Here is a 23,388-nt window from a genome sequence, read left to right as displayed (position 1 = left end):
GGTGGTCGAGCCTGTCGACCCGGTGGTCGAGCCTGTCGAGACCCGGCGAGCCACCCTCCGGAGGTTCCCCTCCCCGGTGGTCGAGCCTGTCGAGACCCGGCGCCGAACCCGCCCGAGGCTCCCTCGATGCTGGTCGAGCCTGTCGAGACCCGGACTAAGCCCCCGCGCGCTTGCTGGGCAGTGCGATCAGGTTCTGCTCCGGGTCAACGTCGACCGGCGGCCGGAGCCAATAGTCGTTTCCGGTGCGGATGATCGTCCAATGCTGGTTATGCAGCAGCAGATGGTGCGGATGACACAGCAGCACCCCGTCGGCAAGGTCGGTGTACCCGTTGTCCGCGAGCCATTCGTTGATGTGGTGTGCCTCAGACCACGCGGGTGATCGGTCGCAATCCACCCAACGGCAGCCCCCGTCACGGACACCCATCGCGGCGCGCTGCGCCTCGGTGAAGAGACGGCGGTCACGGCCGACGTTGATGATCTGCCCGGTGTCGTCGACCTGGATGCCGCGGGTTCCGGTGTCGCAGAGCAGCCGGTCGATGGTCTCCTGCGAGATGGGGACGGGGCTGCCCTCGATCTGACCGTGGGCGGCGGCTTCGCGGGTTTCGGTGTCTTCGGCGGGAACCGGGCCACCCTGGGCGGCCTGGCCGGGGGCCGGCTGGCCGGCCGGCTGGCCCTCCTTCACAGCCTTCTCGGTCACGATCACCCGCACCGCGGGGCGGCGGCCGCCGAAGACGCGGCCCTGGTCGGCTTCGCCGGCGATCTTCAGCAACTGCACGAGGGCGTCGGCGGCGATCTGCTCCGTGGTGCGGGGGTCGTCCTGCACACGTTTGGCCCAGGCGGCCTTGTCTTTGTCGACGAAGCGCACGCCGCCACGGCGGGGGCTCGTGATCGAGTCGAACGTGGAGAGCACGAACTCGCCGTCTTCCGGGGCGAAGAGCCCGTGCAGGCGCACCTTGCCGTTGTCCAGTCGATAGACCCGCAGGAACCGGTCGTCGTGGGCCTGCTTCTCCCGGGCGGCGATACCGGCCTCGTCGAGCTGGTCGCGCAGGCGCCGGGCGAGCTTGAAGACCTGATCTGCGTTCAGTGACGCCGCCTCAACGAGGAGCGCCTCGAGGGCGGTGCCCAGCTTCTCGGCAGTGACCGCGGCATCGATCTGCCCCAGACCGGAACGGATCGACTCGGCCGCATCGACCGAGAGGCTGCCGTCGGTGACAGCTCGGGCGATCGGTGCCTGCCACGGCACCTTCGCCACGAACTCCGCGACCGCGGCGGGATCCGCATCGGGCGACTCCACAGCCGCCTCGACCAGTTTCTCCGCTGCCTCGGCATCGGCCATCATCGTGCCGACGGCGACGAGCTTGAACGCATCATTCTTGGTTGAACCGGTCACCGTCTGGATCAGCGCCTCCGGTGAAAGAAAGCCCTGCTGCGCGGCCAGGCCGGAGTGGCCGAGCTCGGGCCGGGAGCGACGGGCGATGGTCGCCGCCATCCACGCGGAGCGGGTGTCGAGGAGGCGGCGGGCGGCTGCGATCTGCTTCTGACCGGCCAGCACCTCGGCGTCGGGCAGGGCCTCATAGTCGGCGCAGGAGGAGCCCAGGCGGGCGACGGCATCCGTTGCCGTTCTGAGGTCGTCTGCGGTGGTGGTCATGCGTCGAGGATATCAGGAATAGTACGCGTAGTCGAGAGTCTGTCACATATTCGTGAGCTTGTTTTCGAAGTCGTGTTCTAAATGATCAGGGTCGGCTCGCCGGGTCTCGACAGGCTCGACCACCGGGAGCGGGACGGCTCGCCGGTCTCGACAGGCTCGACCACCGGGAGCGGGCTCGACCACCGGGTCTCGACAGGCTCGACCACCGGGAGCGGGCTCGACCGCCGGGTCTCGACAGGCTCGACCACCGGGAGCGGGCTCGACCACCGGGGGTCTCGACAGGTCGCCGCGCAACAGGTCTCGGGCACTCCTCGGGATGCTCGAGACCTGAACACACAGGACGGTAGATAACCATGAGCAGGTATCTGCTCGAAGCGAAATACGTGAGCGACGGAACCACAGGCCTGATGCGCGAAGGCGGCACCCGTCGCCGGAAGGCACTCGTCTCGGCTCTCACCTCGGTGGGCGGCTCGCTGGAGAGCTACTATTTCGCCCTCGGCGAGACGGATGTCCCCGGGATGATCGACGTTCCCGAGCCGTCATCCGCCGCGGCCCTCTCGCACGTGATCAATTCCGCGGGGTCCGCGACCCGGCCGACCGACCTCCCGGCCCGTTGGCGACCTGCGGTACTGGGTCGGCGACATCCGTTTCACTCCGCCCAGAAGCCTGGAACCACGACGACCAGCTTGCAACGTGGGCAACGGTGACAGGACTCGAGTCCCTCGGCCGTGTCCACACCGTCGGGGGCCATCTCGGTCCCACACGCCGGGCACGCCGGGCCATCTGCGTCAATGGCGCACTCATCCATCTGCCCAGTCTGCGGCATCCGTGCGGAACGCTACTGCCCGCATCCGTCGCACGCGCCAGCTGGAGGTCGCGAGCCCGCGTGTTCAGGCGCGGCGCCCGCTGCGCAGCAGGACCGGAGTGAAGACCAGGAAGACCGCGCCTCCGATCCAACCGCTGACGGCGCCGATTCCGGGCACGAGGAACATGCCGATTGCGCCCAGGGCCACCAGCGTTCCGCCGAGTACCGCGAAGATCCTGGTGCCGTACAGGGACACGAAGACGAAGTAGTGCGCCCCGACGATCAGCAGCGACGCCGGAAAGAACAGAACCGGTTCGTACGTTCCCAGAGCGATGGCGACGAGCAGCCCGACGGGCACAGTGAACGCGGATTGAATGGCGAGAGCATTCGACGGATGCCCCGCGGGGAGGGGGATCCGCCCGGGCATCATCCGCAGAATCACGGCGGACAGCGGAAAGATCAGCATGCCGCCGAAAAAGAGCGCCACCATGGCCGCGCCGGGCGAGACGAGCAGGTAGACAGTGTTCGCTATCGCCCAGATGAGCGCCGACACCAACGGGCCGCTGAAACCGCCACGATAGGCGCGCCGGACATCAGCCTGAGCCTCGATGATCGTCATGAGTCCTTCCTAGCAGTCCGATCCCTTCCCGGACGCGTCACCAGCCCCGCGCCGAAACCAGGGCAGCGTGCCCAGCGTCACGGGCAACTCCGCCGCGCTGGGCCCCATCTGGCTCGAGCCGTCAACGGCGACCCAGCGGCCCGGAGGGAAGACCACGGTTCGACTCGTCGCTCCCTGCCGCAGAACCGGCGCCACGAGCACGTCCTCGCCCAGCAGGAACTGGTCCGTCACGTGCTCGAAGCCGGGATGGTGGTATCCGAGCGACCGCAGGATGGGCTCGCCCGTCGTCGCGGCCGCGCGAACAAGGGCGAGAATTTCGGGCAGCAGGGACTGCCGGATGTCTATGGCGGCCCTCACCGCGGCGAGATGCTCCGGGTCGAGAACGCGCCACGGCGAGAGCGAGAACTGCACCATGGGGAACAGCGCCGCGCACTGCGCGAAGCGCACGAAGAGCTCCTGGTCCACGGCTGTCACATCGGCGAAGTGCGAGAGGTCTCCGCCGCCGACCATGTCGGGGCAGACGAACGCCGACCCGATCAGACCCTGGGCGATGGACTCCGGGATGAGCGAGTCGAGGCCGCCGGCACCCCACACGGGCGGCTTGTCGTGCAGGCGTTCGGCCAACGGCTGGCCGCCCATCTTCCACCCGGAGCGGTACTCATTGACGGGGAACTCCAGCCCGATCCGGGACCAGGCCTCGCACTGGCCGGCCCGGTCGGTCGGCACCAGCGTCAGGTCCCCCTCCCGGTAGTCACGAAGATCGCCGCCGTCGAATTTGAAGCCGTCCACGCCGTGATCGTCGATCAGCGCACGGAGTCCCGCGGTCAGCCACGCGACGGTCTCCGGGTTGGTGGCGTCGAGCACGGCGCCGTAGCCGTTCCACCACCGGCGGATCGCCACCTCCCCGTCGGCCCCGCGCACCAGCAGGCCGCGCCGGTTCAGGTCACGGAACACTGCGGTGTCGGGGCTGACGAACGGCACGAGCCAGAGCATCACGGTGCAGCCCCACTCCGTGAGAACCCGGGTCATCTCCCCGGGGTCCGGGAACCGCAGCGGGTCGAAGGTCCAGCTGCCGTAACCGGGCGACCAGTTGTCGTCGATCATCACCGGTCCGGGCGGAAACCCGGCGTCGAGGATGCCCCGCACGTAGTCCAGCACCCCCTGCTGCGTCGGTGCGTATGGCAGTTCGATCCAGGTGTTGTACTGCGGTCCGGTGAACAGTTCCTCGGCCGGGGCCCGGCCCGACGGCGGAAAGAAGGCCGCCGAGGCGTACCGGAAGGCCTCGCGCAACGAGTCCCCCGCCCGCGCCTGCACGAGGCCCTGGCCGGCGACCGACAGGCATCCGTTCTCGAAAGAGAACGCGAACGGATGCTCGGACCACACTGAGCGCCCCCGACTGGACAACAGCAGGGGCGCCGACTGGTTGGCACCCGCGGAGTCATCGGCGAGGAAGCCCGCGTTGACCGCCAGGTCGCGCCGGTGCGGCTCCGTGCCGAACGGCATCTGCTGCCCGTCAGCCACCGCGCCGCCCCACCATTTCTCGCCGGACAGCAGTTCCAGGCGCAGCGTGTCCGTGCGCGTCATCTCAGGCCTCACGACGGTCGGGCTCGGCGGCGGAATGCGGCTGCAGGGTGCCCCGGCTGGTCAGCTGGAGTGGGATCGGGTCGCAGATCACACCGACGAAGAGGCCGTCGGCGTCGGACTCGACGAAGCCGAGGAGCACCGGGCCGCCGTCGGCAGGCTGCAGGATGCGACCGGCGTAGATCCCGGCGGCGCGGATGGGTTCGGCCCGGTCGAAGTGGAAGGGACCGAGCGGGCCGTCGGCGGGTGCCGTGAACGTGGCGGTCACCGCCTCCACGCCCGCGGCGATCACGTCCTGTGCCGTGGCACAGAAGACCACGACGTGATGACCGGCGACCTCCAGCACCTGCAAAACCTCGAGTTGGGCGAACCCGGAGTGCCGGCTGAGCGATGGTGCGACCTGCCAGTCGAACAGGTCGGCTGAGACACAGTGCCCGACCGAGCCGTGCGTCGGAGCTCCCGGAAGGGACGCGTCGGCATCCGGCTCCCGGGCGGTGACGAGCATGTGCCACAACCCGTCGGCTGCCGAGTGGAACACCCAGGGGTCGCGCCACGGCTCGTCGAACTCCGGCGGGGCCGCGGCGGTCGAATACCACCGGGCATCCGCGGTTGTGACCGGGGTCGGCGAGACCCGGTCCCAGACGATGAGGTCGACGGATGTCGCGTGGCCGACCCGCTGGATCCGGGTACGGCTGCGCTGTTCCACCCCGGTATAAAAAAGGTGCCACACGTCGTCGTGGCGCACGATGCTTCCGGTCCAAATGGCCAGGTCGTCGAACTCTCCGATCGCGCCGGGGGGCAGCGCGTCGGGCAGCGTGGTCCACGACACCAGGTCGCGTGAGACGGAATGCCCGACCCTCGCCTGGGCGTGACGGAGATCGGGGTCCGCCAGACTCGTGGGCGCCTTCAGATAGAAGGCGTGGTAGTCGCCGGAGTCCTGGACGTACCAGGAGTCCCAGATCCAGAAGCCGTTCCGAGCAATCACGGGTGCCACATCCTCGTTGGACTTCAGGGCGTGAGAGGCGCCAATACCCCCCTCAACACCAGCGCTTTGTTTCAGATTTGAAGATAGTACCTGTTAGTACATGCGAATTTCCGGACATTTCGGCTTTTGTGAAAAAAGATCACGACGGTATTGACTTACTTACTTTCAACCTGAAATGATGTCTCTCAACAAGGAAGTTTGAGGAGGTCGATCGATGACGATTACCGCAGATAAGGAAGCCCCCCAGAGGGACACTCCCCGGAAACGCTCGGTGCCGAAGAAAGTTAAGAAGAAAGCGAACCGCGACTCGCAACTGAAGTCCGCGGTTCTCTTCCTGATACCGGCATCGATCGGGTTCATCGTGTTCTTCGCCTGGCCGGCTCTCCGCGGACTCTACCTGAGCTTCACGGACTACAACCTGCTTCGGCCGCCGACGTTCATCGGCTTCGACAATTATGTGGCGATCTCCACCGACCCGGTGTTCTGGAACTCCCTCAAGGTCACCCTTCAATACGTGGTCATCAACGTGGGCGTCCAGACCGTGGCCGCACTCTTACTCGCCGTTCTCATGCAACGCTTCACCCGCTCGATGGTCGTGCGCGGCGTCATCATGCTTCCCTACCTCATCGCCAACGTCATCGTGGCCCTGGTCTGGTTCTGGCTCTGCGACTACAACCTCGGCATCATCAACGCCGGTCTCGACTTCTTCGGCATCGACAAGGTCGGCTTCTTCGGCAACGAGAACATCGCCATGGGCACGATCGCCATGGTCAACGTCTGGCGCCACCTCGGTTACACGGCGCTGCTCCTCTTCGCCGGACTGCAGGCCATCCCCAAGGATGTCTACGAAGCAGCCGAGGTCGATGGCGCCGGCGAATGGCGGGTCTTCCGCAGTGTCACCCTGCCGCTGCTGCGCCCCGTGCTCGCCTTCGTGCTCGTGGTCACCGTCGTCGGTTCCTTCCAGATCTTCGACACCATCGCCGTGACCACCGGCGGCGGTCCGGTCGACGCCACCCGGGCCATCAACTACTACATCTACCAGCGTGCCTTCGAGCGCCTGGACTTCGGTTACGCCTCCGCCCTGGCCGTCATCCTGATGATCATCCTCGCCGCGATCGCACTGTTGCAGAACAAGCTGCTCCGCGCCAACGAATCCGACCTGGAGAGGTAGCACCATGTCCCTTATCGACGTCAAGGCCCGCCGCGCCGCCAAACAGGCTTCGCGCGCAGATGACCCCTCTCTGGCCAAATCGAAGGTCGCGAAGTTCTTCGGCGGGCTCGCGCTCATCATCGTGATCCTGATCACCCTGTTCCCGATCTACTGGATGTTCCGCACCGCGTTCAGCAACAACCGTGCCATGTTCGCGGAGCCCCTCAGCCTGCTGCCGGTCGATTTCACCTTCGGCCCGCTCCAGCGGGTGCTCGGGCTGGCCACCCCCGAGGAGGCCATGGCGGAGGGCGGCTCCGGCGCCTCGATCAACTTCGCCCAGTACATGCTCAACTCGATCGCCGCCTGCACGCTGATCACGGTGTTCCAGGTCACCTTCAGCTCCATGGCCGCCTACGCCTTCGCCCTGCTCAACTGGAAGGGACGCGACAAGGTCTTCGCCATCTTCCTGATCGCGCTCATGGTGCCCGGCATCTTCACCCTGCTGCCGAACTTCATCCTCGTGAAGGACCTCGGCCTGCTGAACACCATCCTCGGTATCGCGTTGCCGACCATGTTCATGACCCCGTTCGCGATCTTCTTCCTCCGTCAGTTCTTCCTCGGGATCAACCGCAGCATCATCGAGGCCGCCGTCATCGACGGCGCGAATCAGTGGCGCATCTTCCGCACCATCGTGGTGCCGCTCGCCTGGCCGCAGATCATCACCCTGGCCATCCTGCAGTTCATCCAGTACTGGAACGACTACCTCTGGCCATTCCTGGTCGGACAGAGCGAGTCCTCCAAGCTCCTTACCGTGGGCCTCGGCATCTTCAAATCCCAGACCCCCCAGGGCAACCCGGACTGGGCCGGCCTGATGGCCGGCGCCCTCGTCGCCGCGGTGCCGATCTTCATCCTGATGCTGGTCTTCGGCCGCAAGATCGTCGGTTCGATCCAGTCATCCGGCGTCAAGTGACCCCCTCAACCTCACCCTCCCCCACCACCCCTCGCAATACCAAGAGAAAGAGAACGACAATGAAGATGAACCGAGTGGCGATCCTATCCCTCGCCGCGATTCCTCTTGTGCTGACCGCCTGTTCAGCACCTGCCTCCTCTGATTCAGCGGCCGGCACCACCCTCAGCTACGGACTCTGGGACGCCAACCAGCTCCCCGCCTACGAGCAGTGCGCCGCTGACTTCCAGAAGAAGAACCCCGACATCACCGTGAATGTCGAGCAGCTCGGCTGGGACGATTATTGGAACAAGATCAACACGGGTTTCGTGTCCGGTGCGAACTACGACGTCTTCACCAGCCACCTCGCGAACTTCCCCGAGTTCATGATGAACAGCCAGATCCTCCCCCTCGACGACTACATCAAGGCTGATGGCGTCGACATCGGGGCCTACCAGGACGGTCTCAGCGACCTGTGGAAGGGCACCGACGACAAGCAGTACGGCCTGCCGAAGGACTTCGACACGATCGCCCTGTTCTACAACGAGCAGTTCACGGATGCCGCCGGCCTGACCGCCGAACAGCTCGGCTCCCTGGAATGGAACCCGGAAGACGGCGGAACCTACGAGGCTGCCATCGCTCACCTGACCGTTGACGCCAACGGCGTGCGCGGCGACGAGCCCGGCTTCGACAAGAACAAGGTGGCCACCTACGGCATCTGGATGGAAAACTCCGGCGGCGCCGACGGCCAGACCCAGTGGAGCTTCCTCGCCCACACCACCGGCTGGGAAGAGACCAACGGCGCCTGGGGCGACGAGTACAACTTCGACGACCCCAAGTTCCAGGCCACCATCGACTGGTGGTACTCGCTCGTCGAGAAGGGCTACATGCCGTCGTTCGAAGCCCAGACCGGCATCGGCTGGTCTGACCAGCTCACCGCCGGCAAGGCGGCCATGGCCAGCAACGGCTCCTGGATGACCGGCGCCGTGTTCGGTGCGGCCAACGACTCCTTCACCCCGGCCGTCGCCCCGACCCCGACCGGCCCGAGCGGAGAACGCGCCTCCATGTTCAACGGTCTCGCGGACAACATCTGGGCCGGCACCGAGAACCCGGAGGAGGCCTGGAAGTGGGTCAGCTACCTGGGTTCGCTCGACTGCCAGAACGTCGTCGGCGAAGCCGCCGTCGTCTTCCCGGCCCTCCCCGCGGCCACCGAGACCGCCGTCGCGGCCTTCGAGGCCAAGGGCATCGACGTGAGCGCCTTCACGACCCAGGTCGAAGACGGAACGACCTTCCTGTTCCCGATCACCGACCACCGCTCCGACGTGAACGCTCTCGTCACGCCGGCCATGGAGGCCGTGATGAGCGGCAAGGCTCCGGCATCGTCGCTCTCCGCGGTCAACAAGCAGGTCAACGACCTCTTCAAGTAGCCACGCAGTAACGGCCGGTCGGTTGGGCTCGGGTGCGACAGCATCCGAGCCCCACCGACCGGCGCACCACCCGACCGCACCACACCCGCACACCACAAACATCGGAACGAATCGTGCCTCAGCCAGCAGTCCTGCTCCAGAACGACTCCCTGCTCGAACTCGCCGCCAACGGAGTCTCATTCCAGGTGGACGTGTCATCGGGCACACCGGCCGTCGTCTACTGGGGCCAGGATCTCGGCCCGGCCACACGAACCGAAGACCTCACCCTGCTGATGCAGGACGGCGTTCCCCAATCGAACGTCGACGATCCGGAGGTCCCCGGAATCTGGCGTGAGAATGCCCGCGGATTCCTCGGCCGCCCGGCCGTCCTCGGCCACCGGGACAGCCAGGACTGGTCCCAGCTGTTCACCGTCACCAACGTCGACGCCACCAGCACCTCCCTGGTGGTCGACTCCGTCGACCGGGCCGCCGGCCTCAGCGTGTCCGTTTCGTTCGAGATGACGCCGTCGGGCGTCGTGCTCATTTCCCAGACCCTGACGAACACGGGTCCGGGCTCCTTCGACCTGAACGAACTGACCACCTGGCTCCCCCTGCCCGACCACGCCGTGGAGACGATGGACTTCACCGGCCGGTGGCTCAAGGAACGCCAACCCCAGCGTCGCCCCATCCAGGTCGGCACCTGGTCCCGCGAGGTGCGCGAAGGCCGATCGAGCCACGACTACACCGTCGTGCAGCTCGCCCTGTCAGCCGAAGCCGACTATCAGAACGGCTCGGTCTGGAGCACAGGCCTGCTCTGGAGCGGCAACACCCGGCACCAGGTCGAGCGACTCGCCTCCGGGCAGACCTCCATCGGTGCCGGGGAACTCCTGCTGCCCGGCGAAGCCGTTCTCCCGCCCGGCGCGACCTACACGGCGCCCACCGTCGCGGCCACCTTCTCCGCCACCGGCATCGACGGCATGACCGACAAACTGTACCGGTGGCTGCGAGCCCGGCCGGAGCACCCGTCCTCGCCCCGACCGCTCACACTGAACGTGTGGGAGGCCGTCTACTTCGATCACGACCTGGTCAAGCTCGGTGAACTCGCCGACGTCGCGGGCGAGATCGGCGTCGAGCGCTTCGTGCTCGACGACGGCTGGTTCCTCGGCCGCCGCAACGATTTCGCCGGACTCGGCGACTGGGTCGTCGACGCGGCCGTCTGGCCCGACGGCCTCGGTCCCCTGATCGACCGGGTGCACGCCGCCGGCATGCAGTTCGGGCTCTGGTTCGAAGGCGAGATGGTCAACGTCGACTCCGACCTGTACCGCACGCATCCGGAATGGATTTTCCAGGCCGGCGGCCGCATTCCCCCGGAGTCCCGGCACCAGCAGGTGCTCGACCTCGGGCACCCCGGAGCCTATGCGCACGTTCTGGGCCAGGTCGACGCGATCCTCACCGAATACGACGTGTCGTACATCAAATGGGACCACAACCGCGTGCTCACCGAGGCCGCCCACCTCGGCGGCGCCGGCGTGCGTCGCCAGACGGATGCCGTCTACCGGTTGTTCGACGAACTCAAGCGGCGCCACCCCGGCCTGGAGATCGAGTCGTGCTCGTCGGGCGGCGGCCGGGTGGATCTCGGGATGGCCGCCCATGCCGACCGGTTCTGGACCTCCGACTGCAACGACGCCCTCGAACGCCAGTACATCCAGCGCTACACCCAGTTCGCCATCCCGCCCGAAATGCTGGGCTCCCACATCGGCCCTACCCACTCGCACACGACCGGGCGGGTGCATAGTCTGGCGTTCCGGGCGATCACCGCCCTGTTCGGCCACGCGGGAATCGAATGGGACGTCACCGAGACCACGGATGCGGAACGGCTGGCGCTGCGCGAATGGGCCTCCTACTACAAGCGGAAGCGGGGACTGCTCCACTCCGGCCGGGTGGTGCGGGTGGCACAGCCCGACGACGCATCCTTCGTGCACGGCGTGGTCGCCCACGACTGCTCCGAAGCGCTCTTCGCCTACGTGCAACTCACACCCGCCGGCGGCAGCCACCCCGCACGCTTCCTCCTGCCGGGTCTCGACCCGGACGCGCACTACCGGATTCGCCTCGTGGAACCTGCCGGAACCGCGGGAACGACGCAGGCGCAGACGCCGCCCTGGACGACGGCCGACATCGAGGCCAGCGGCCTCGCGCTGGCGCTCGTCGGCCTCCGCCCGCCGATCCTCTACCCCGAGAGCGCTATCCTGATCGAACTCGAACGTCTGTAACCAGGCGCACCCGATCTGACTGGAGCATGACGACAATGGTTCTACTCGAGGCTGTCGAACCCCGGTTTCGCGCACCCTCGAGCGAGCTTGCCCGTGAGGTGCTCATCAACGGTCCCATCCTGCGCAGCGACCTGTCGCAGCGACTGGGTCTGTCCCTGGCGACGCTGACCCGGCTGGTCAGGCCGCTCCTCGACAGCGGCCTCCTGGTCGAGGTCACCGAGCAGCCCGACGGGGCGATGGGGCGGCCGGCGAAACCGCTCGACGTCAGGGCGGATGCGCGTCAGTTCATCGGGATCAAACTGACCGGTGACGCGGCGGTCGCCGTCACGACAGACCTCAAAGCCACGGTGGGGCGGCGGGCCGAGAGGCCGTTGCCGGATCACGACGTCTCCACGGTCGTCGACGTGATCGTCGAACTGGTTCACGAGCTGTCGAACGAACAGCCGTTCTGCACCGTCGGCATCAGCGTGGGAGGTGCCGTCTCGAATCAGCGCGTTGTCGACCGCAGCTCTTATCTGGGCTGGAATTCGGTGCCGCTGGCGGACGCGGTGGAGGAGAGACTCGGAATCCCGGTCACGGTCGAGAACGACCTGGTGGCCCTGGCCGCCGCCGAGCACTGGTTCGGCCGGGCCAGAGGGCTCTCGAGCTTCGCTGTGATCACCATCGGCGCCGGAGTCGGCTACAGCCTCGTCATGTACGACAACGTGGTCAGCACCACCGACCGCGGCTTCGGACGAGGCTTCCACTTCCCGCTCGACCCCACCGGGCCGCTGTGCTTTCTCGGCCACCGTGGCTGTTCGACGGCGATGCTCACCATCCCCAGCATCCGGTCGCAGGTCGAGGTGGGAATCGGCGCATCCGTGACCTTCGCAGAGGTCCTCCAGCTGGCTCGAGACGACCACCCCGTCGCCCTGCCCGTTCTGCAGGCCGCCGGCCGGGCGCTCGGGCACTTCATCGCCGCGGTCACCAACCTGGCCCTGGTGCAGCATCTGGTGCTGGCCGGCGAGGGTCTGGCGATGCTCCCCATCGTCGAGGAGGAGATGTGGGCGGCGATCCGCGCCGACCGCGACCCGGAAGCCGATGCCATCGACCTCCGGCTCGACGAGGAGGGCTTCCCGTCCTGGGCGCGCGGCGCCGCCGCCGTCGCCATCCAGCGCACCCTGGACACCCTCGCCATGACCGCGTGAGCCAGACCCGAGGTCTGCAGGCACATAGTCTGCAACCGTGCGCCTAGCTCTCTCCCGCCGCCCTCGTCGGTTGCGGAGCCTCTCCCTCAGGCCGCGCGGTCGACTGCGGCCAGGATGGCGGCGCCGAGTTCGGCCGGTCGCGTGAACTGCGGCCAGTGCCCGGTGGGCAGGTCCACATATTCGACGTCACGGATGCGAGCGAGCTCCGCCACGTAGGGATGCCCTGCCGCGATCAACTCGGCGAGCATGGCCGAGGAGAACTCGCACGCGATGACCGTGGCCGGGACGTCGTAGCGACGCTCATCGTGCAGCTGCTGGCGGTCGCTGGCCACCCGACGCGGCTGCGGCACCGCGCGGGCGCGGAACGCGGCCCGCAGGTCGTCGTCCAGATCCACGAGATCGGGCTCATCGAACACGTCCCAGGGCGGCAACGGCACATCGTCGCCGTCGACCGGAAGCTCGTCGTTGATGACCCCGCCCTCTCCGAGCGGACCGCTGTCGACGTAGACGGCGCGCTGCACCCGCTCCGGACGCGCGTCGACGGCACCGTGGATGATGGCTCCGCCGCCGGAATGGCCGACCAGGACGACGGGTCCGTCGAGCGGGTCGAGGGCGTCGATCGCGGCCACGACCGCGTCGATGTGCTGCCGCAGCCCGATACCGGCCCGAGACGCGTCGACGGCCTCCAGACCGGGCAGGGTGAGCGGATGCACGCGATGCCCGGCCGCGACCAGCGGAGGGGTGACCTGTGACCAGGAGGTGGAATCCAACCAGAACCCGGGAACCAGAATGATGTCCATGCCGGGAGCATAGGCCGACCGCCGGTGGTCGAGCTCGTCGAGACCCCGCCCCGCCGACGGTCGAGCTCGTCGAGACCCCGCCCCGCCGGTGGTCGAGCTCGTCGAGACCCCGCCCCGCCGGTGGTCGAGCTCGTCGAGACCCCGCCCCGCCGGTGGTCGAGCTCGTCGAGACCCCGCCCCGCCGACGTGCGGAGGTGTTGGCCCCGGGCATCCGTTGCCGCCCCCTCGCTAACTTCGGAGATTTTCGCAACACGCCGGTCAGGTAGCCACGAGAACCGGTGCGTCCCGAAAAACTCCGCAATAGCGTGACGACGGATGCCCGTGGCGGGCCGTGAAACACCGACCGTGGAGCGGGCGGCACGAGTGCCCGATTCAGCCGAACCGGTAGCCGTGCAACACTCTGGGTCATGAATTCCATTGAGGAGTCCCTGGCCGCCGTCCCCCAGCCTGAGCGCGACGCGCTCCAGCACGTCATCGATATCGCCCGGCGGCTCGCACCCGACGCCGTCGACGGTGTCAGCTACGGACTCCCCACCCTGAAGGTGAACGGCAGCCCGCTTCTCGGCGTGTCCGCCAGCGCAGAGCATCTGTCGGTCTTCCCGTTCTCACCCGCGGCGGTCGATGCGGTGCGCGCTCACCTCGGAGGCTTCTCCCTGTCGAAGGGCACCATCCGCTTCACGACCGACCACCCGGTGCCTGACGACGTGCTCGAGCAGATCGTGGCCGCACGCCTGGCGGAAATCACCGGCTAGCCCAGCTCACCGGATGCCGCTGCTCACCGCCGCTGCTCTCCGCCGCCGGCAGGCGACAGCATCCGCCGCCGCGACCACGATCACTCCCGCGAGGTAGGCCACCAGGTCGGTGGCGACGAAGGTGGTGCCCAGCACGAGTCGGATCGGCGGGAACCACGCGGCGAGCGCGGCCGGCACACCGCTCAACTGCGCGAACTCGATCAGCGCACACAGGCCGAAGGCCATCGCCGCGGCGCGAAGCGCGCGCACCCGCGGGGCGACGAACAGCACCCCCAGATAGACCAGCACTGCGTAGAGCGCACCGCCGCCGACATCACCGGCCACGCCGGCCACGGATGCGTGCACGACCAGTCCGACGACCACGACGGCAGCCCCGACGACGGCGATCACGGTCCGTAGCCGTTGCGCGGCCGGCGCCCCGGACGCACCTCTGCGTCGCTCGCTCATGCGTCTCCCCGTTTCCGTCCTCCGACATGCGATAACCGTACGACCAGAGTTCCACACCAGCCCACCGCGCCCCAATCCGGGCGGGACGCCGGGCAGGCGGACACCTCGACGGCCATGCGGGTCAGGCAACGAGTCAGGCAGAATGATCGCATGCCCAGAAACGAGCGCCCGCTTCGTTCCGTGGGCGAGGATCCCGACGCCCCCGTGCTGGCCCGCGACACCTGGCCCGCCACCCTCGCCCCGATCGGTCAGCTCCTCGACAGCGGCCTCGAACTGGGCCCGGTGACCGTCTTCGTCGGTGAGAACGGTGCCGGCAAGTCCACCCTCGTCGAGGCCATCGCGGGTGCCTACGGCATGGGCCCGGAGGGTGGATCGACCGGCTCCCGGCACACCACCCGCCGGAGTGAATCAGCCCTCGCCGACCATTTGCGGCTGAGCCGGGGTCTCGGGGCCGGCCGCGGGGGCTTCTTCCTGCGCGCCGAGACGATGCACGGATTCTTCACCTACCTCGAGGACAACCCCGGCGGCAGCGAACCGGTGTTCCACGAGCGATCGCACGGCGAATCCTTCCTCGACCTCGTCGCAGCCAGGTCCCGCTACCCGGGCCTGTGGATTCTCGACGAACCGGAGTCGGCCCTCTCGTTCACCGGCTCGCTCGCCCTGCTGCGCAACCTGCAGGACATCCTGGACGCCGGAGGCTCCCAGGTCATCCTGTCGACGCACTCCCCGATCCTGGCGTCCCTCCCGGGCGCCGTCATCTATGAGGTCGGGCCGTGGGGGTACCGCCCCTGCGCCTGGGACGACCTCGACCTCGTGCGGGACTGGCGCTCGTTCCTGGAGGAGCCGGAGCGCTACCTCCGGCACCTCCTCTGACCCCTTATTGCCGCGCCATATGAGCCCGCAGCTCGGCCTCCGGGTCGGAGAGGAGTTCACCGCTGACGTCCACGGTCACCTCTCGGATCGTGCCGGTGAACCGGAACGGGCTCGTGTACTCCGGCGTCACCGGCGAGCCGGGGTTGGCGCCGCAGGTCAGGACGCCCGGGTTCAGCGCGAACGGGACCGTGACCGGCGCCTCGGCATCGGCGACGAGCGCACCATCCACGTAGAGCTGCATCCGGCCTGGTGTGCCCTTTCCCGCCTTCAGGTCGGGCGGACCCGTCGGCTCGAACTCGAAGCGGAGGTCGTGCGTCCCCGTCGGAAGGATCTCCGGGGAGGAGACGGTATACAGCGCCCGGCCCACATAGTTGTGCACGTAGTGCAGCTTGCCGTCCTTGACGAAGAGAGAATAGCCTCCCGCCGCCGAGCCCTGGCACAGCAGCACGCCTTCGGCTCCCCTTTCGGGGATCTCGACCGCCGCCGTGATGCTGTGCGGACGGTTGAGTACCCGGGGGCCCGCGAAGAACGGGACCGACTGGGTGTCAGGCCGGTACGAGTACCGGTCGCGCGGCACGGAGACCAGTGGCTTCTCCACCACCATGCGGGCCAGCCCACTGCCGTCGACGGGCATGACCCCGTATTTGCCGGCTTCGACGTACCAGGTCGCGATCATGGCGATCAGGATGTCCCGGCGTTCCCCCGCGAGGTTGTGGTTCTCCGCCGGGTCACTCGCCACCCGGTAGAGCTCCCAGCCGGTGGCGTCGAGTTCGGACAGCTTCTCCGCGGAGATCGGCTGGCCGAAGGGCATGCCGGCCTCCGTGAACGACGGGCCGGGCCAGGGGCAGACGGCGCGCCATCCGTCGTGGTAGATCGCGCGGTGGCCGAGCATCTCGAAATACTGGGTGTGATGCCGGGTCGGCGCCGCCGGGTCGTTGAGGGTGTCGGCGAAGCTCACCCCCTGCAGCGGTGACTGGGTGACGCCCCGAATCGCGGCGGGCGGCTTCACCTCGAGCAGGTCGAGCAGGGTGGGCACCATGTCGATGATGTGCGCGTACTGGGTGCGCACCTCACCTCGCGCAGTGATCCCGGCCGGCCAGGAGACGATGAACGGATCGGTGGAGCCGCCGCGATACGTCTCCCGCTTCCAGCGACGGAACGGCGTGTTGCCGGCCCAGGACCAGCCCCACGGGTAGTGGTTGAAATGTGCCGGACCGCCGATCTCGTCGATCAGCGCCAGGCTCTCCTCCAGGGGCTCCTGGGCGTTGTTGAAGAACTGGGCCTCGTTGGTGGTGCCGGTCGGGCCGCCCTCGGCACTGGCACCGTTGTCGGAGATGACCATCACGATGGTGTTCTCCAGCAGTCCCTCGCCGCGCAGGTAGTCGAGGAGCCGGCCGAGGTGGTGGTCGGTGTGCTCCAGGAACCCTGCGTACACCTCCATCATTCGGCTTGCGAGCCTGCGTGCCGGTTCGGGCAGGGAGTCCCACTCCGGAACATCCGGGTCGTGGCGGGAGAGCTCCGTGTCGGGAGGAATGATGCCCAGCTTCTTCTGGCGGGCGAACGTCTTCTCACGGTAGGCGTCCCAGCCGTCGTCGAACTGGCCGGCGTATTTATCGGCCCATTCCCTCGGCACGTGATGCGGGGCGTGCGTCGCACCGAAGCAGAGGTGCAGGTGGAAGGGTTTCTCCGGGTCGACCTGCCTGGCGTCGGTGATGAACTGCATCGACTTGTCGATCAGGTCGTCGGTGAGGTGGTAGCCCTCCTCCGGGGTCTTCGGCGGGTCGACCTGGTGGTTGTCGTAGACCAGGTCCGGATACCACTGGCTGGTGTCACCGCCGAGGAAGCCGTAGAACCGCTCGAACCCGCGGGCCAGCGGCCACCGCGTATACGGGCCGGCGGCGGTCTCCTGATTGCTCGGGGTCAGATGCCACTTGCCCACCATGAACGTGTTGTAACCCTGCTCGAGCAGCATCTCCGAGAGAAAGCCGTTCTCGAACGGGATGACCCCGTTGTAGCCGGGATAGCCGGAAGCCAGCTCGGTGATCGCCGCCATGCCGTTGCTGTGGTGGTTGCGCCCGGTCACGATGCACGAGCGGCTGGGCGAGCACAGCGCCGTCGTGTGCATGTTGTTGTAGCGCACGCCGTTGACCGCGAGCGCGTCGAAATTCGGCGTGGCGATCGGTCCGCCGTAACAGCCGAGTTGGCCGAAGCCGGTGTCGTCGAGCACGATGGTCAACACGTTGGGGGCATCCTTCTTCGCCCGGATCGGTGCCGGCCAGGCCGGACTCGACTCGTCGGTGGTGCGCCCGATCTCACCGGGAAACGGGGTTCCCGGCTCGTATTCCACAATTCCCATCACAAACCTCCAGGTCGCCTGAGACCAGGCAGGGGCGCCGGCCTTCTGCACCTTCGAGAGTTGCACGCAGGGTTGGACTGTCAAGTGCGCGGGCAGCGCCGAACCCGCGCCGCCCGGTTGCCGCGGCTCAGCCTCCGGCGCCGGCTTCGCGTGCCGTCGCCTCCAATCGGGCCCGATAGGCATCCCACCAGGACAGATCCCCGGGGGCCATGTTGTCGTTGTCGGGCCTGTGACCGGCGGCCCCGTCGATGAGTTCCCGCACGAGGTCGGCATGCCCCGCATGACGGTGGGTCTCGGATACCAGATGCACGAGGACCCGCTGCAGCGTGACCTGGCTCCGATCCTCCGGCCACCAGGCCACGTGCCCGATGGCGTCCAGATCCAGTGCCTTGATGGTGGCGTCCGAGTGCGCCCAGACCCGTCGGTAGAGGTCGACGATCTGCGTGCGAGACTCGTCGAGAGTGGCCCACATGTCCGCGTTGGGTTCGCCGTCCTCGTCCATCCACGGCAGGGATTCCGCGAACGGACGGCCGAACGTCTCTCCGAAATAGCCGACTTCGACCCCGGCCAGGTGCTTGACCAGGCCGAGCAGATTCGTGCCGGTGCGCACCACGGGGCGACGCACGTCGTACTCGGACAGCCCGTCGAGTTTCCACAGCAGGGCCTCCCGTCCGCCCTGGAGATAGCGCTGGAGGTCCGCCTTCGCATTCGCATCGGTCATGCCCCAGCTTGGCACTCGCCGCGTCGGCTCCGGTCGGATCGGCTCAGGTCGGCTCCGGTCGGCTCCGGTCGGCTCCGGTCGCTTCAGCCGACCAGCATGCCCGGCAGGAGCGGCGAGAAGACCACGACGAAGGCCGCCAGGTTCAACCCCACGGTGCCCCAGAAGGCGGAGCGGAACGTGACCTTCTTCGTCTTGTGCCGCAGCACCTGCTGCGCCACGATCGCCCCCGGCCAGCCGCCGGCGAGCCCGAGCAGCAGCAGAGTGTTCTCCGGCACCCGCCAGCGCGAGGCCACGGCGGCGGACTTGTCCACGGCATAGACGACGAAGCAGGCCACACTGAGAGCCAGGTAATACGCGGCCACCCAGATCGAGATCGGCCGGTAGGCGTCGATGACGAGGTAGGCCGCCGCGAAGGCGACGACGGCGAGGTAGGCGGCGGCTCCGGTACCGGCGTGGGCGGGCATCCGTCGTCGCGTGCCGACCTGACGTCGGGGTCGCGTCTGCCGTGCCGGCTTGGCCCGGCGCCGAGGCGTGGTCTGTTTCATGGGTTGCGGCGGCTCAGTCGAGGAAGTCGCGCACGACGGTGTCGAGGGCGGCGACCGTCAGGGCGATCGAGCCGATGTCGATGCGCTCGTCGTTGCCGTGGAAGAGCTGGCGGAAGGTGCCGTAGTCCCAGTGCCGGCTGAGCAGCGCGAACCCGTAGGCGGGGATGCCGCGGCGGCGGTAGAACCGGGCGTCGGAACCGCCGACGCTGAGCACCGGGAGCAGGTCGGCGTCGGGGTAGGCCCGGCGCACAGCCTTGCCGAGCGAGTGGAACAGGGGCGTGTCGACCGCGGACCGGGTGGCGGCGGCGAAATCGTCGCCCTCGATCTCCACGTCGTCGGCCAGATCGCCGAGCGCCTCCCGCAGGTAGGCGTCGACGTCGGTGGCCGCCAGGTCGGGCAGCACCCGGATGTCGAGTGTGATGGTTGCGAGCGCCGGGATCACGTTGTCCTTCACGCCGGCCCGCACGATGTTGGGCGAGAAGGTGGTGTGGGTGGAGGCGTGCGCGAAACCGGCCAGGCTGCCGAGCTCGATCAGGGCGTCGTCGATCCGGTGCGGGTCGAGCAGCCGCTCTGCCAGGGCGGGTTGCAGTTCGAGGGCGTGCACGTACCGCCGCCAGTCGGAGGTGATCTGCACCGGGGCACGGAAGCGGGCCAGGCGGGTCACGGCATCCGCCGCGATCACGGCCGCGTTGCGGGCACCCCAGGGCGCCGACCCGTGCCCGGGGGTTCCGCGCACGACCAGCCGCCGCCCGGCGATGCCCTTCTCGCCGACGGCCGTGGAGATCAGCGGGCGCGGCCCGACCATGGCTCCGCCGGACTCGGTGAGCACGTAGTCGGCGTCGATCAGGTCGAGGCGGTTCTCGGTCAGCCACTCCACACCGAGCCGGCTGCCGTCCTCCTCGTCGGCGACGGCCGCGAAGACGAGGTCGCCGCGCGGCCGGAACGATCCGGTCGCGATGGCCCGGGTGACGACGGCGTAGCTGGCGGTCAGGTAGAGCATGTCCAGCGCGCCGCGTCCCCAGATCTCGCCGGCGACGATCTCGGCGGCGAACGGGTCGCGGGTCCACCCGCCGTCGTCCACCGGCACCACGTCGAGGTGGCCGACCAGCGCAAGGGTGGGCGCCGTGGGGTCGGTGCCCCGGATGCGCGCGATCAGGGAGGCGCGCCCCGGATGCGGTTCGACGACCTCGAGGTCGAGCCCCGACCCGGCGAAGAACCCTTCCAGGGTGCGCACGCTGCGGATCTCACCGCCCGAATCGGGGGTACCGTCGTTGACGCAGGCGTTACGGATGAGGTCACGCAGCAGGTCTACCGTCTGGCGGGTCAGGGCGTCGTAGTCGCTCATGCGCGCGCTCGGCGACGAGGGTGGGCGACAGAGGGTTCCATGGTGGCGGCCGGTCCTTTCGGAAGTGCCTGAACTCTACCGGGTGAGGTCGGCCGCGGCGGACGCCGCGGCAGCGGCGACACGCGAGATGGAGTACCGGATGTGCACCCGCAGCGGTGAGCCGACGGGAATCTTCGGATGCTGGAACTCGGCCATCGCGGTCATCCGGAGTCGTTCCATCACGGCCCGCGAGGGTTCGTTGATGACGGCCGTGATCGCGTGCACCTGTTCGAGCTCGAGCCGGCCGAAGGCGAAACCGAGGGCCGCCCGGGCCGCTTCGGTGGCGTAGCCCTGACCCCAGAACGCGCGGGCCAGCCGCCAGCCGACCTCGATCCCGCCGGGACCGGGGATGAACGCCGGCAGGGGTGCCAGCCCGGTGAAGCCGAGGAAGTCGCCCGTCGAACGTTTTTCCAGCGCCCAGAGCCCGTAGCCGTGCGTGTCGAACAGCGCGTCGGCGCGCGCGGCGAGCGCATCGCTCTCGGTGCGGGTCAACAGCGCCGGGAAGTACCGCATCACCTCCGAGTCCTCCCCCATCGCAGCGAACGGCGCCAGGTCCGACTCGCGCCAGCGGCGCAGCAGGAGGCGATCGGTGCGGATCTCGAGCGGCATGCGTCCAGACTAGTGACCACTTAGGTTGGAGGCATGACGAAGCAGCCCAGCCCGCCGAACCGGCCGGACAAGCACACCCCCGCCAGCCTCGCCTTCGCGACCCAGGCCGTGCACGCCGGCAACGAGGTCGACGCCGGTACGGGGGCGCTGCGCACCCCGATCGTGATGGCGAACTCCTACGCCCTGCCGGAGGACCCGTCCACCCTCAGCTGGTCGGGCACGGCCGCGGGGCTCTACACCCGCAACAGCGGCACCAATCAGCTCGGCCTGCAGCGGAAGCTCGCGGTTCTCGAGGGCGGTGAAGACGCCGTGGCGCTGGCCAGCGGTGTGGCCGCCCTGCACGCCGTGTTCTTCTCCCTGTTGAAGACGGGCGACCACGTGATCGTGGCCGACGTCACCTACGAGGCCGTGCATCGCCTGTTCGCCGAGCTGCTGCCGGAGAAGTACGGCATCCAGGCCACCTTCGTCGACACGACCGACCTCGGCGCGGTGCGCGCGGCCCTGCGCCCGGAGACCCGCCTGATCCACATCGAGTCGGTCGCGAATCCGACGACGCGGGTGACGGATGTCGCGGCGGTCGCCGCCATCGCGCACCGCGTCGGCGCCCTGCTCTCGATCGACAACACCTTCACCCCGCCGCCGCTGTTCCGCCCGCTCGCCCACGGCGCCGACCTGGTGGTGCACTCGCTGACCAAGTACATCAACGGGCACGGCGACGCCATGGGCGGGGCGGTCATCGGCAGCGCGGACCTGATCCGGCGGATCAAACTCGACGCCATGGTGGATGTGGGCGGCGTGATCAGCCCGTTCAACGCCTGGCTGATCATGCGCGGATCGGTGACCCTGCCGCTGCGCCTCCGGCAGCACTGCACCTCCGCCCAGACGGTGGCGGAGTTCCTCGACGGCGACCCCCGGGTCGCGTACGTGGCCTACCCGGGGTTGGCGGCGCATCCGCAGCACGACCTCGCCCGGCGCCAGTTCCCGCACGGGTTCGGCGGCATGATGGCCTTCGCCGTGACCGGTGACCCGGACACCCAGAACCGGTTCGTGGCGAACCTGCGCGTGATCACCTCGGCCGTGTCGCTCGGCCACGACGAGTCCCTGATCGTGCACGTCGACGGGTCAGGGCCCCGCGTGGCGGCCTACCCGGCGGAGTTCCGCGAGCTGGGCCACCTGCGGCTGTCGGTGGGGCTGGAGGACGCCGACGACCTGGTGGCCGACCTTGCGGCCGCCCTCGACGCCACCTTCCCGTGAACAGACAGCATGGGTGGGTGCAGAGGCCGGCGCACCCACCGATGCTGTCGGTTCGGGGCGAAGCGGATGGGTGTCGAGGGCGGTCAGGCGGCGAGGCGCTCGTCGACGCGTGCCTCGGCGAGCTGGGACTGCAGGGCAGCCAGCAGGAGGGGCAGTTGCTCGGCGGGTGAATCCGGCGCCTCGGGGTGCCACTGAACGCCCGTGATCGGCGCGGACTCGTGCTCGATCGCCTCGACCAGGCCGTCAGGGGCGACACCGGCGGGGACCAGCCCGGCGCCGAGCCGGTCGACGCTCTGGTGGTGGGCGCTCTGCACCAGGATGCCGGCCTGGCCGAGGCTGTCGATCAGGGTGCTGCCGGGCAGAAGCTGAACCGGATGCTCGCGCAGGACCTGCTCGATGGGCACGCCCACGTTGCGGTGGATGCCGTCCTCGATGTGCTGCACGATGGTGCCGCCGAGAGCGACGTTGATGATCTGCAGCCCGCGGCAGATGCCGAGCAGCGGGGTGCCGCGTTCGAGGGCCCGCCGCACGAGGGCGATCTGGCCGGCGTCGGCCACCTCGAAGTGGCGCGTCTCACCCTCATAGCCGGTGCCGCCGCCGTAGAACCGGGGCGTCACATCCTCGCCGCCCATGATCACGATGGCGTCGCAGTCATCCGTCGCCGCCAGCAGCTCGGCCGGGGAGAGGTCGGCAGCCGCCAGACGTGAGACCGACCAGCCGCCGTTCGTGCCGGCATCGGCCGCCGACGCGTTGAGCAGCTGCACCTTCGCGTGGTAGGCCGGTCGGTCCGGGCGGTGCCGGGTGACCTCGACGACCGCGAGCCGCGGAGTCATGGAGAACGAACGGGTCATGGTCGGCCTCCGGAGGTCGGGCGGTGGTGAACGGGATGTGGGACCAGTCTGGGCATCAACGAGAGCCACCGCCAGCACCGCCGTAACAGTGGGCAACAGTGCCGCTGCCGGGCATCCGCGGCCGTCCCCGGTGGACGGGCCTGCGCCGCCGTTCTATGCTCGACCAAGGAACGCCGAAGTATCGATGTTGGTGAGAATG

Annotated in this window: 21 protein-coding genes; 9 read left to right on the top strand and 12 right to left on the bottom strand. The window is 68.4% G+C overall.

Going from position 1 to position 23,388, the window contains the following annotated elements:
- Window positions 1–154: 154 nt before the first annotated feature.
- A complete protein-coding gene (locus tag E3T49_RS06805; protein ID WP_134424205.1) occupies window positions 155–1,648 on the bottom strand; it encodes a DUF222 domain-containing protein in 1,494 nt (497 codons plus the stop codon).
- A gap of 353 nt (window positions 1,649–2,001) precedes the next feature.
- Here E3T49_RS06805 and E3T49_RS06795 point away from each other — a divergent pair, with 353 nt between their 5' ends.
- Complete coding sequence (locus E3T49_RS06795; protein ID WP_134424203.1) at window positions 2,002–2,355, top strand: GYD domain-containing protein; 354 nt, start codon at window positions 2,002–2,004, stop codon at window positions 2,353–2,355.
- A 183-nt stretch (window positions 2,356–2,538) separates the two neighbouring features.
- On the opposite strand, the gene E3T49_RS06790 is transcribed toward E3T49_RS06795, so the two are convergent.
- The 3 genes from E3T49_RS06790 to E3T49_RS06780 are packed head-to-tail and all read right to left on the bottom strand — an operon-like array spanning window position 2,539 to window position 5,638.
- Window positions 2,539–3,072 carry a DUF7010 family protein gene (locus tag E3T49_RS06790; RefSeq protein ID WP_134424202.1) on the bottom strand — a complete coding sequence of 178 codons (534 nt, stop codon included), beginning with the start codon at window positions 3,070–3,072 and terminating at the stop codon, window positions 2,539–2,541.
- 9 nt (window positions 3,073–3,081) lie between these two features.
- Window positions 3,082–4,656: a glycoside hydrolase family 31 protein gene (locus E3T49_RS06785; protein ID WP_134424201.1), complete on the bottom strand. Its 1,575-nt coding sequence runs from the start codon at window positions 4,654–4,656 to the stop codon at window positions 3,082–3,084.
- A gap of 1 nt (window position 4,657) precedes the next feature.
- Window positions 4,658–5,638 (bottom strand): glycoside hydrolase family protein, encoded by a 981-nt coding sequence (locus E3T49_RS06780; protein WP_166785490.1) that lies wholly within the window; start codon window positions 5,636–5,638, stop codon window positions 4,658–4,660.
- Window positions 5,639–5,852: 214 nt separating this feature from the next.
- Between E3T49_RS06780 and E3T49_RS06775 the strand changes: the two genes are divergently transcribed.
- The 5 genes from E3T49_RS06775 to E3T49_RS06755 all read left to right on the top strand — a co-directional run bounded on the left by E3T49_RS06775 (window position 5,853) and on the right by E3T49_RS06755 (window position 12,597).
- Window positions 5,853–6,809 (top strand): carbohydrate ABC transporter permease, encoded by a 957-nt coding sequence (locus E3T49_RS06775; protein WP_134424199.1) that lies wholly within the window; start codon window positions 5,853–5,855, stop codon window positions 6,807–6,809.
- A gap of 4 nt (window positions 6,810–6,813) precedes the next feature.
- Complete coding sequence (locus E3T49_RS06770; RefSeq protein WP_134424198.1) at window positions 6,814–7,758, top strand: carbohydrate ABC transporter permease; 945 nt, start codon at window positions 6,814–6,816, stop codon at window positions 7,756–7,758.
- Between the two features lie 59 nt (window positions 7,759–7,817).
- The gene (locus E3T49_RS06765; RefSeq protein WP_134424197.1) at window positions 7,818–9,161 is read left to right on the top strand and encodes an ABC transporter substrate-binding protein; all 1,344 of its coding nucleotides are present in this window, start codon (window positions 7,818–7,820) and stop codon (window positions 9,159–9,161) included.
- Window positions 9,162–9,274: 113 nt separating this feature from the next.
- A complete protein-coding gene (locus E3T49_RS06760) occupies window positions 9,275–11,410 on the top strand; it encodes an alpha-galactosidase (RefSeq protein ID WP_241972690.1) in 2,136 nt (711 codons plus the stop codon).
- A gap of 35 nt (window positions 11,411–11,445) precedes the next feature.
- Window positions 11,446–12,597, top strand: a complete 1,152-nt coding sequence (locus tag E3T49_RS06755) for an ROK family transcriptional regulator (RefSeq protein ID WP_134424248.1) — start codon at window positions 11,446–11,448, stop codon at window positions 12,595–12,597.
- 86 nt (window positions 12,598–12,683) lie between these two features.
- Here E3T49_RS06755 and E3T49_RS06750 read toward each other — a convergent pair whose 3' ends face one another.
- Window positions 12,684–13,397, bottom strand: a complete 714-nt coding sequence (locus E3T49_RS06750) for an alpha/beta fold hydrolase (RefSeq protein ID WP_134424196.1) — start codon at window positions 13,395–13,397, stop codon at window positions 12,684–12,686.
- Window positions 13,398–13,804: 407 nt separating this feature from the next.
- Here E3T49_RS06750 and E3T49_RS06745 point away from each other — a divergent pair, with 407 nt between their 5' ends.
- Window positions 13,805–14,149, top strand: coding sequence for an iron chaperone (locus E3T49_RS06745; protein WP_134424195.1), 345 nt, complete (start codon window positions 13,805–13,807; stop codon window positions 14,147–14,149).
- A 6-nt stretch (window positions 14,150–14,155) separates the two neighbouring features.
- Here E3T49_RS06745 and E3T49_RS06740 read toward each other — a convergent pair whose 3' ends face one another.
- Window positions 14,156–14,596 carry a ribosomal maturation YjgA family protein gene (locus E3T49_RS06740; RefSeq protein WP_134424194.1) on the bottom strand — a complete coding sequence of 147 codons (441 nt, stop codon included), beginning with the start codon at window positions 14,594–14,596 and terminating at the stop codon, window positions 14,156–14,158.
- A 150-nt stretch (window positions 14,597–14,746) separates the two neighbouring features.
- Here E3T49_RS06740 and E3T49_RS06735 point away from each other — a divergent pair, with 150 nt between their 5' ends.
- Window positions 14,747–15,469 carry an AAA family ATPase gene (locus E3T49_RS06735; protein ID WP_134424193.1) on the top strand — a complete coding sequence of 241 codons (723 nt, stop codon included), beginning with the start codon at window positions 14,747–14,749 and terminating at the stop codon, window positions 15,467–15,469.
- A 4-nt stretch (window positions 15,470–15,473) separates the two neighbouring features.
- On the opposite strand, the gene E3T49_RS06730 is transcribed toward E3T49_RS06735, so the two are convergent.
- The 5 genes from E3T49_RS06730 to E3T49_RS06710 form a co-directional block, all read right to left on the bottom strand.
- On the bottom strand, window positions 15,474–17,825 hold the full coding sequence (locus tag E3T49_RS06730) for an arylsulfatase (RefSeq protein WP_134424192.1): 2,352 nt from the start codon (window positions 17,823–17,825) through the stop codon (window positions 15,474–15,476).
- Window positions 17,826–17,952: 127 nt separating this feature from the next.
- Entirely contained in the window at window positions 17,953–18,546 is a 594-nt protein-coding gene (locus E3T49_RS06725) for a DinB family protein (RefSeq protein ID WP_134424191.1), read from the bottom strand.
- 83 nt (window positions 18,547–18,629) lie between these two features.
- Window positions 18,630–19,091, bottom strand: coding sequence for a DUF1294 domain-containing protein (locus E3T49_RS06720; RefSeq protein WP_198414228.1), 462 nt, complete (start codon window positions 19,089–19,091; stop codon window positions 18,630–18,632).
- A 13-nt stretch (window positions 19,092–19,104) separates the two neighbouring features.
- Window positions 19,105–20,436: a M20/M25/M40 family metallo-hydrolase gene (locus E3T49_RS06715; RefSeq protein WP_134424190.1), complete on the bottom strand. Its 1,332-nt coding sequence runs from the start codon at window positions 20,434–20,436 to the stop codon at window positions 19,105–19,107.
- 75 nt (window positions 20,437–20,511) lie between these two features.
- Window positions 20,512–21,084 (bottom strand): GNAT family N-acetyltransferase, encoded by a 573-nt coding sequence (locus E3T49_RS06710; RefSeq protein ID WP_134424189.1) that lies wholly within the window; start codon window positions 21,082–21,084, stop codon window positions 20,512–20,514.
- Between the two features lie 33 nt (window positions 21,085–21,117).
- Between E3T49_RS06710 and E3T49_RS06705 the strand changes: the two genes are divergently transcribed.
- Window positions 21,118–22,338 (top strand): trans-sulfuration enzyme family protein, encoded by a 1,221-nt coding sequence (locus tag E3T49_RS06705; RefSeq protein ID WP_134424188.1) that lies wholly within the window; start codon window positions 21,118–21,120, stop codon window positions 22,336–22,338.
- 83 nt (window positions 22,339–22,421) lie between these two features.
- On the opposite strand, the gene E3T49_RS06700 is transcribed toward E3T49_RS06705, so the two are convergent.
- Entirely contained in the window at window positions 22,422–23,189 is a 768-nt protein-coding gene (locus E3T49_RS06700) for a gamma-glutamyl-gamma-aminobutyrate hydrolase family protein (RefSeq protein ID WP_241972689.1), read from the bottom strand.
- Between the last annotated feature and the right edge of the window lie 199 nt (window positions 23,190–23,388).

Source organism: Cryobacterium cryoconiti (genome assembly GCF_004403065.1).
GTDB classification, from domain to species: Bacteria; Actinomycetota; Actinomycetes; order Actinomycetales; family Microbacteriaceae; genus Cryobacterium; species Cryobacterium cryoconiti.
Note: the sequence above shows the minus strand (reverse complement) of the source record. Positions and strands in the feature narration are given on the sequence as shown.

Bases quoted from the DNA above. Each gene is read 5' to 3' on its own strand.
- E3T49_RS06805 (WP_134424205.1), bottom strand. From the start codon at position 1,648: ATGACCACCACCGCAGACGACCTCAGAACGGCAACGGATGCCGTCGCC.
- E3T49_RS06795 (WP_134424203.1), top strand. From the start codon at position 2,002: ATGAGCAGGTATCTGCTCGAAGCGAAATACGTGAGCGACGGAACCACA.
- E3T49_RS06790 (WP_134424202.1), bottom strand. From the start codon at position 3,072: ATGACGATCATCGAGGCTCAGGCTGATGTCCGGCGCGCCTATCGTGGC.
- E3T49_RS06785 (WP_134424201.1), bottom strand. From the start codon at position 4,656: ATGACGCGCACGGACACGCTGCGCCTGGAACTGCTGTCCGGCGAGAAA.
- E3T49_RS06775 (WP_134424199.1), top strand. From the start codon at position 5,853: ATGACGATTACCGCAGATAAGGAAGCCCCCCAGAGGGACACTCCCCGG.
- E3T49_RS06770 (WP_134424198.1), top strand. From the start codon at position 6,814: ATGTCCCTTATCGACGTCAAGGCCCGCCGCGCCGCCAAACAGGCTTCG.
- E3T49_RS06765 (WP_134424197.1), top strand. From the start codon at position 7,818: ATGAAGATGAACCGAGTGGCGATCCTATCCCTCGCCGCGATTCCTCTT.
- E3T49_RS06755 (WP_134424248.1), top strand. From the start codon at position 11,446: ATGGTTCTACTCGAGGCTGTCGAACCCCGGTTTCGCGCACCCTCGAGC.
- E3T49_RS06750 (WP_134424196.1), bottom strand. From the start codon at position 13,397: ATGGACATCATTCTGGTTCCCGGGTTCTGGTTGGATTCCACCTCCTGG.
- E3T49_RS06745 (WP_134424195.1), top strand. From the start codon at position 13,805: ATGAATTCCATTGAGGAGTCCCTGGCCGCCGTCCCCCAGCCTGAGCGC.
- E3T49_RS06740 (WP_134424194.1), bottom strand. From the start codon at position 14,596: ATGAGCGAGCGACGCAGAGGTGCGTCCGGGGCGCCGGCCGCGCAACGG.
- E3T49_RS06735 (WP_134424193.1), top strand. From the start codon at position 14,747: ATGCCCAGAAACGAGCGCCCGCTTCGTTCCGTGGGCGAGGATCCCGAC.
- E3T49_RS06730 (WP_134424192.1), bottom strand. From the start codon at position 17,825: ATGGGAATTGTGGAATACGAGCCGGGAACCCCGTTTCCCGGTGAGATC.
- E3T49_RS06725 (WP_134424191.1), bottom strand. From the start codon at position 18,546: ATGACCGATGCGAATGCGAAGGCGGACCTCCAGCGCTATCTCCAGGGC.
- E3T49_RS06720 (WP_198414228.1), bottom strand. From the start codon at position 19,091: ATGAAACAGACCACGCCTCGGCGCCGGGCCAAGCCGGCACGGCAGACG.
- E3T49_RS06715 (WP_134424190.1), bottom strand. From the start codon at position 20,436: ATGAGCGACTACGACGCCCTGACCCGCCAGACGGTAGACCTGCTGCGT.
- E3T49_RS06710 (WP_134424189.1), bottom strand. From the start codon at position 21,084: ATGCCGCTCGAGATCCGCACCGATCGCCTCCTGCTGCGCCGCTGGCGC.
- E3T49_RS06705 (WP_134424188.1), top strand. From the start codon at position 21,118: ATGACGAAGCAGCCCAGCCCGCCGAACCGGCCGGACAAGCACACCCCC.
- E3T49_RS06700 (WP_241972689.1), bottom strand. From the start codon at position 23,189: ATGACCCGTTCGTTCTCCATGACTCCGCGGCTCGCGGTCGTCGAGGTC.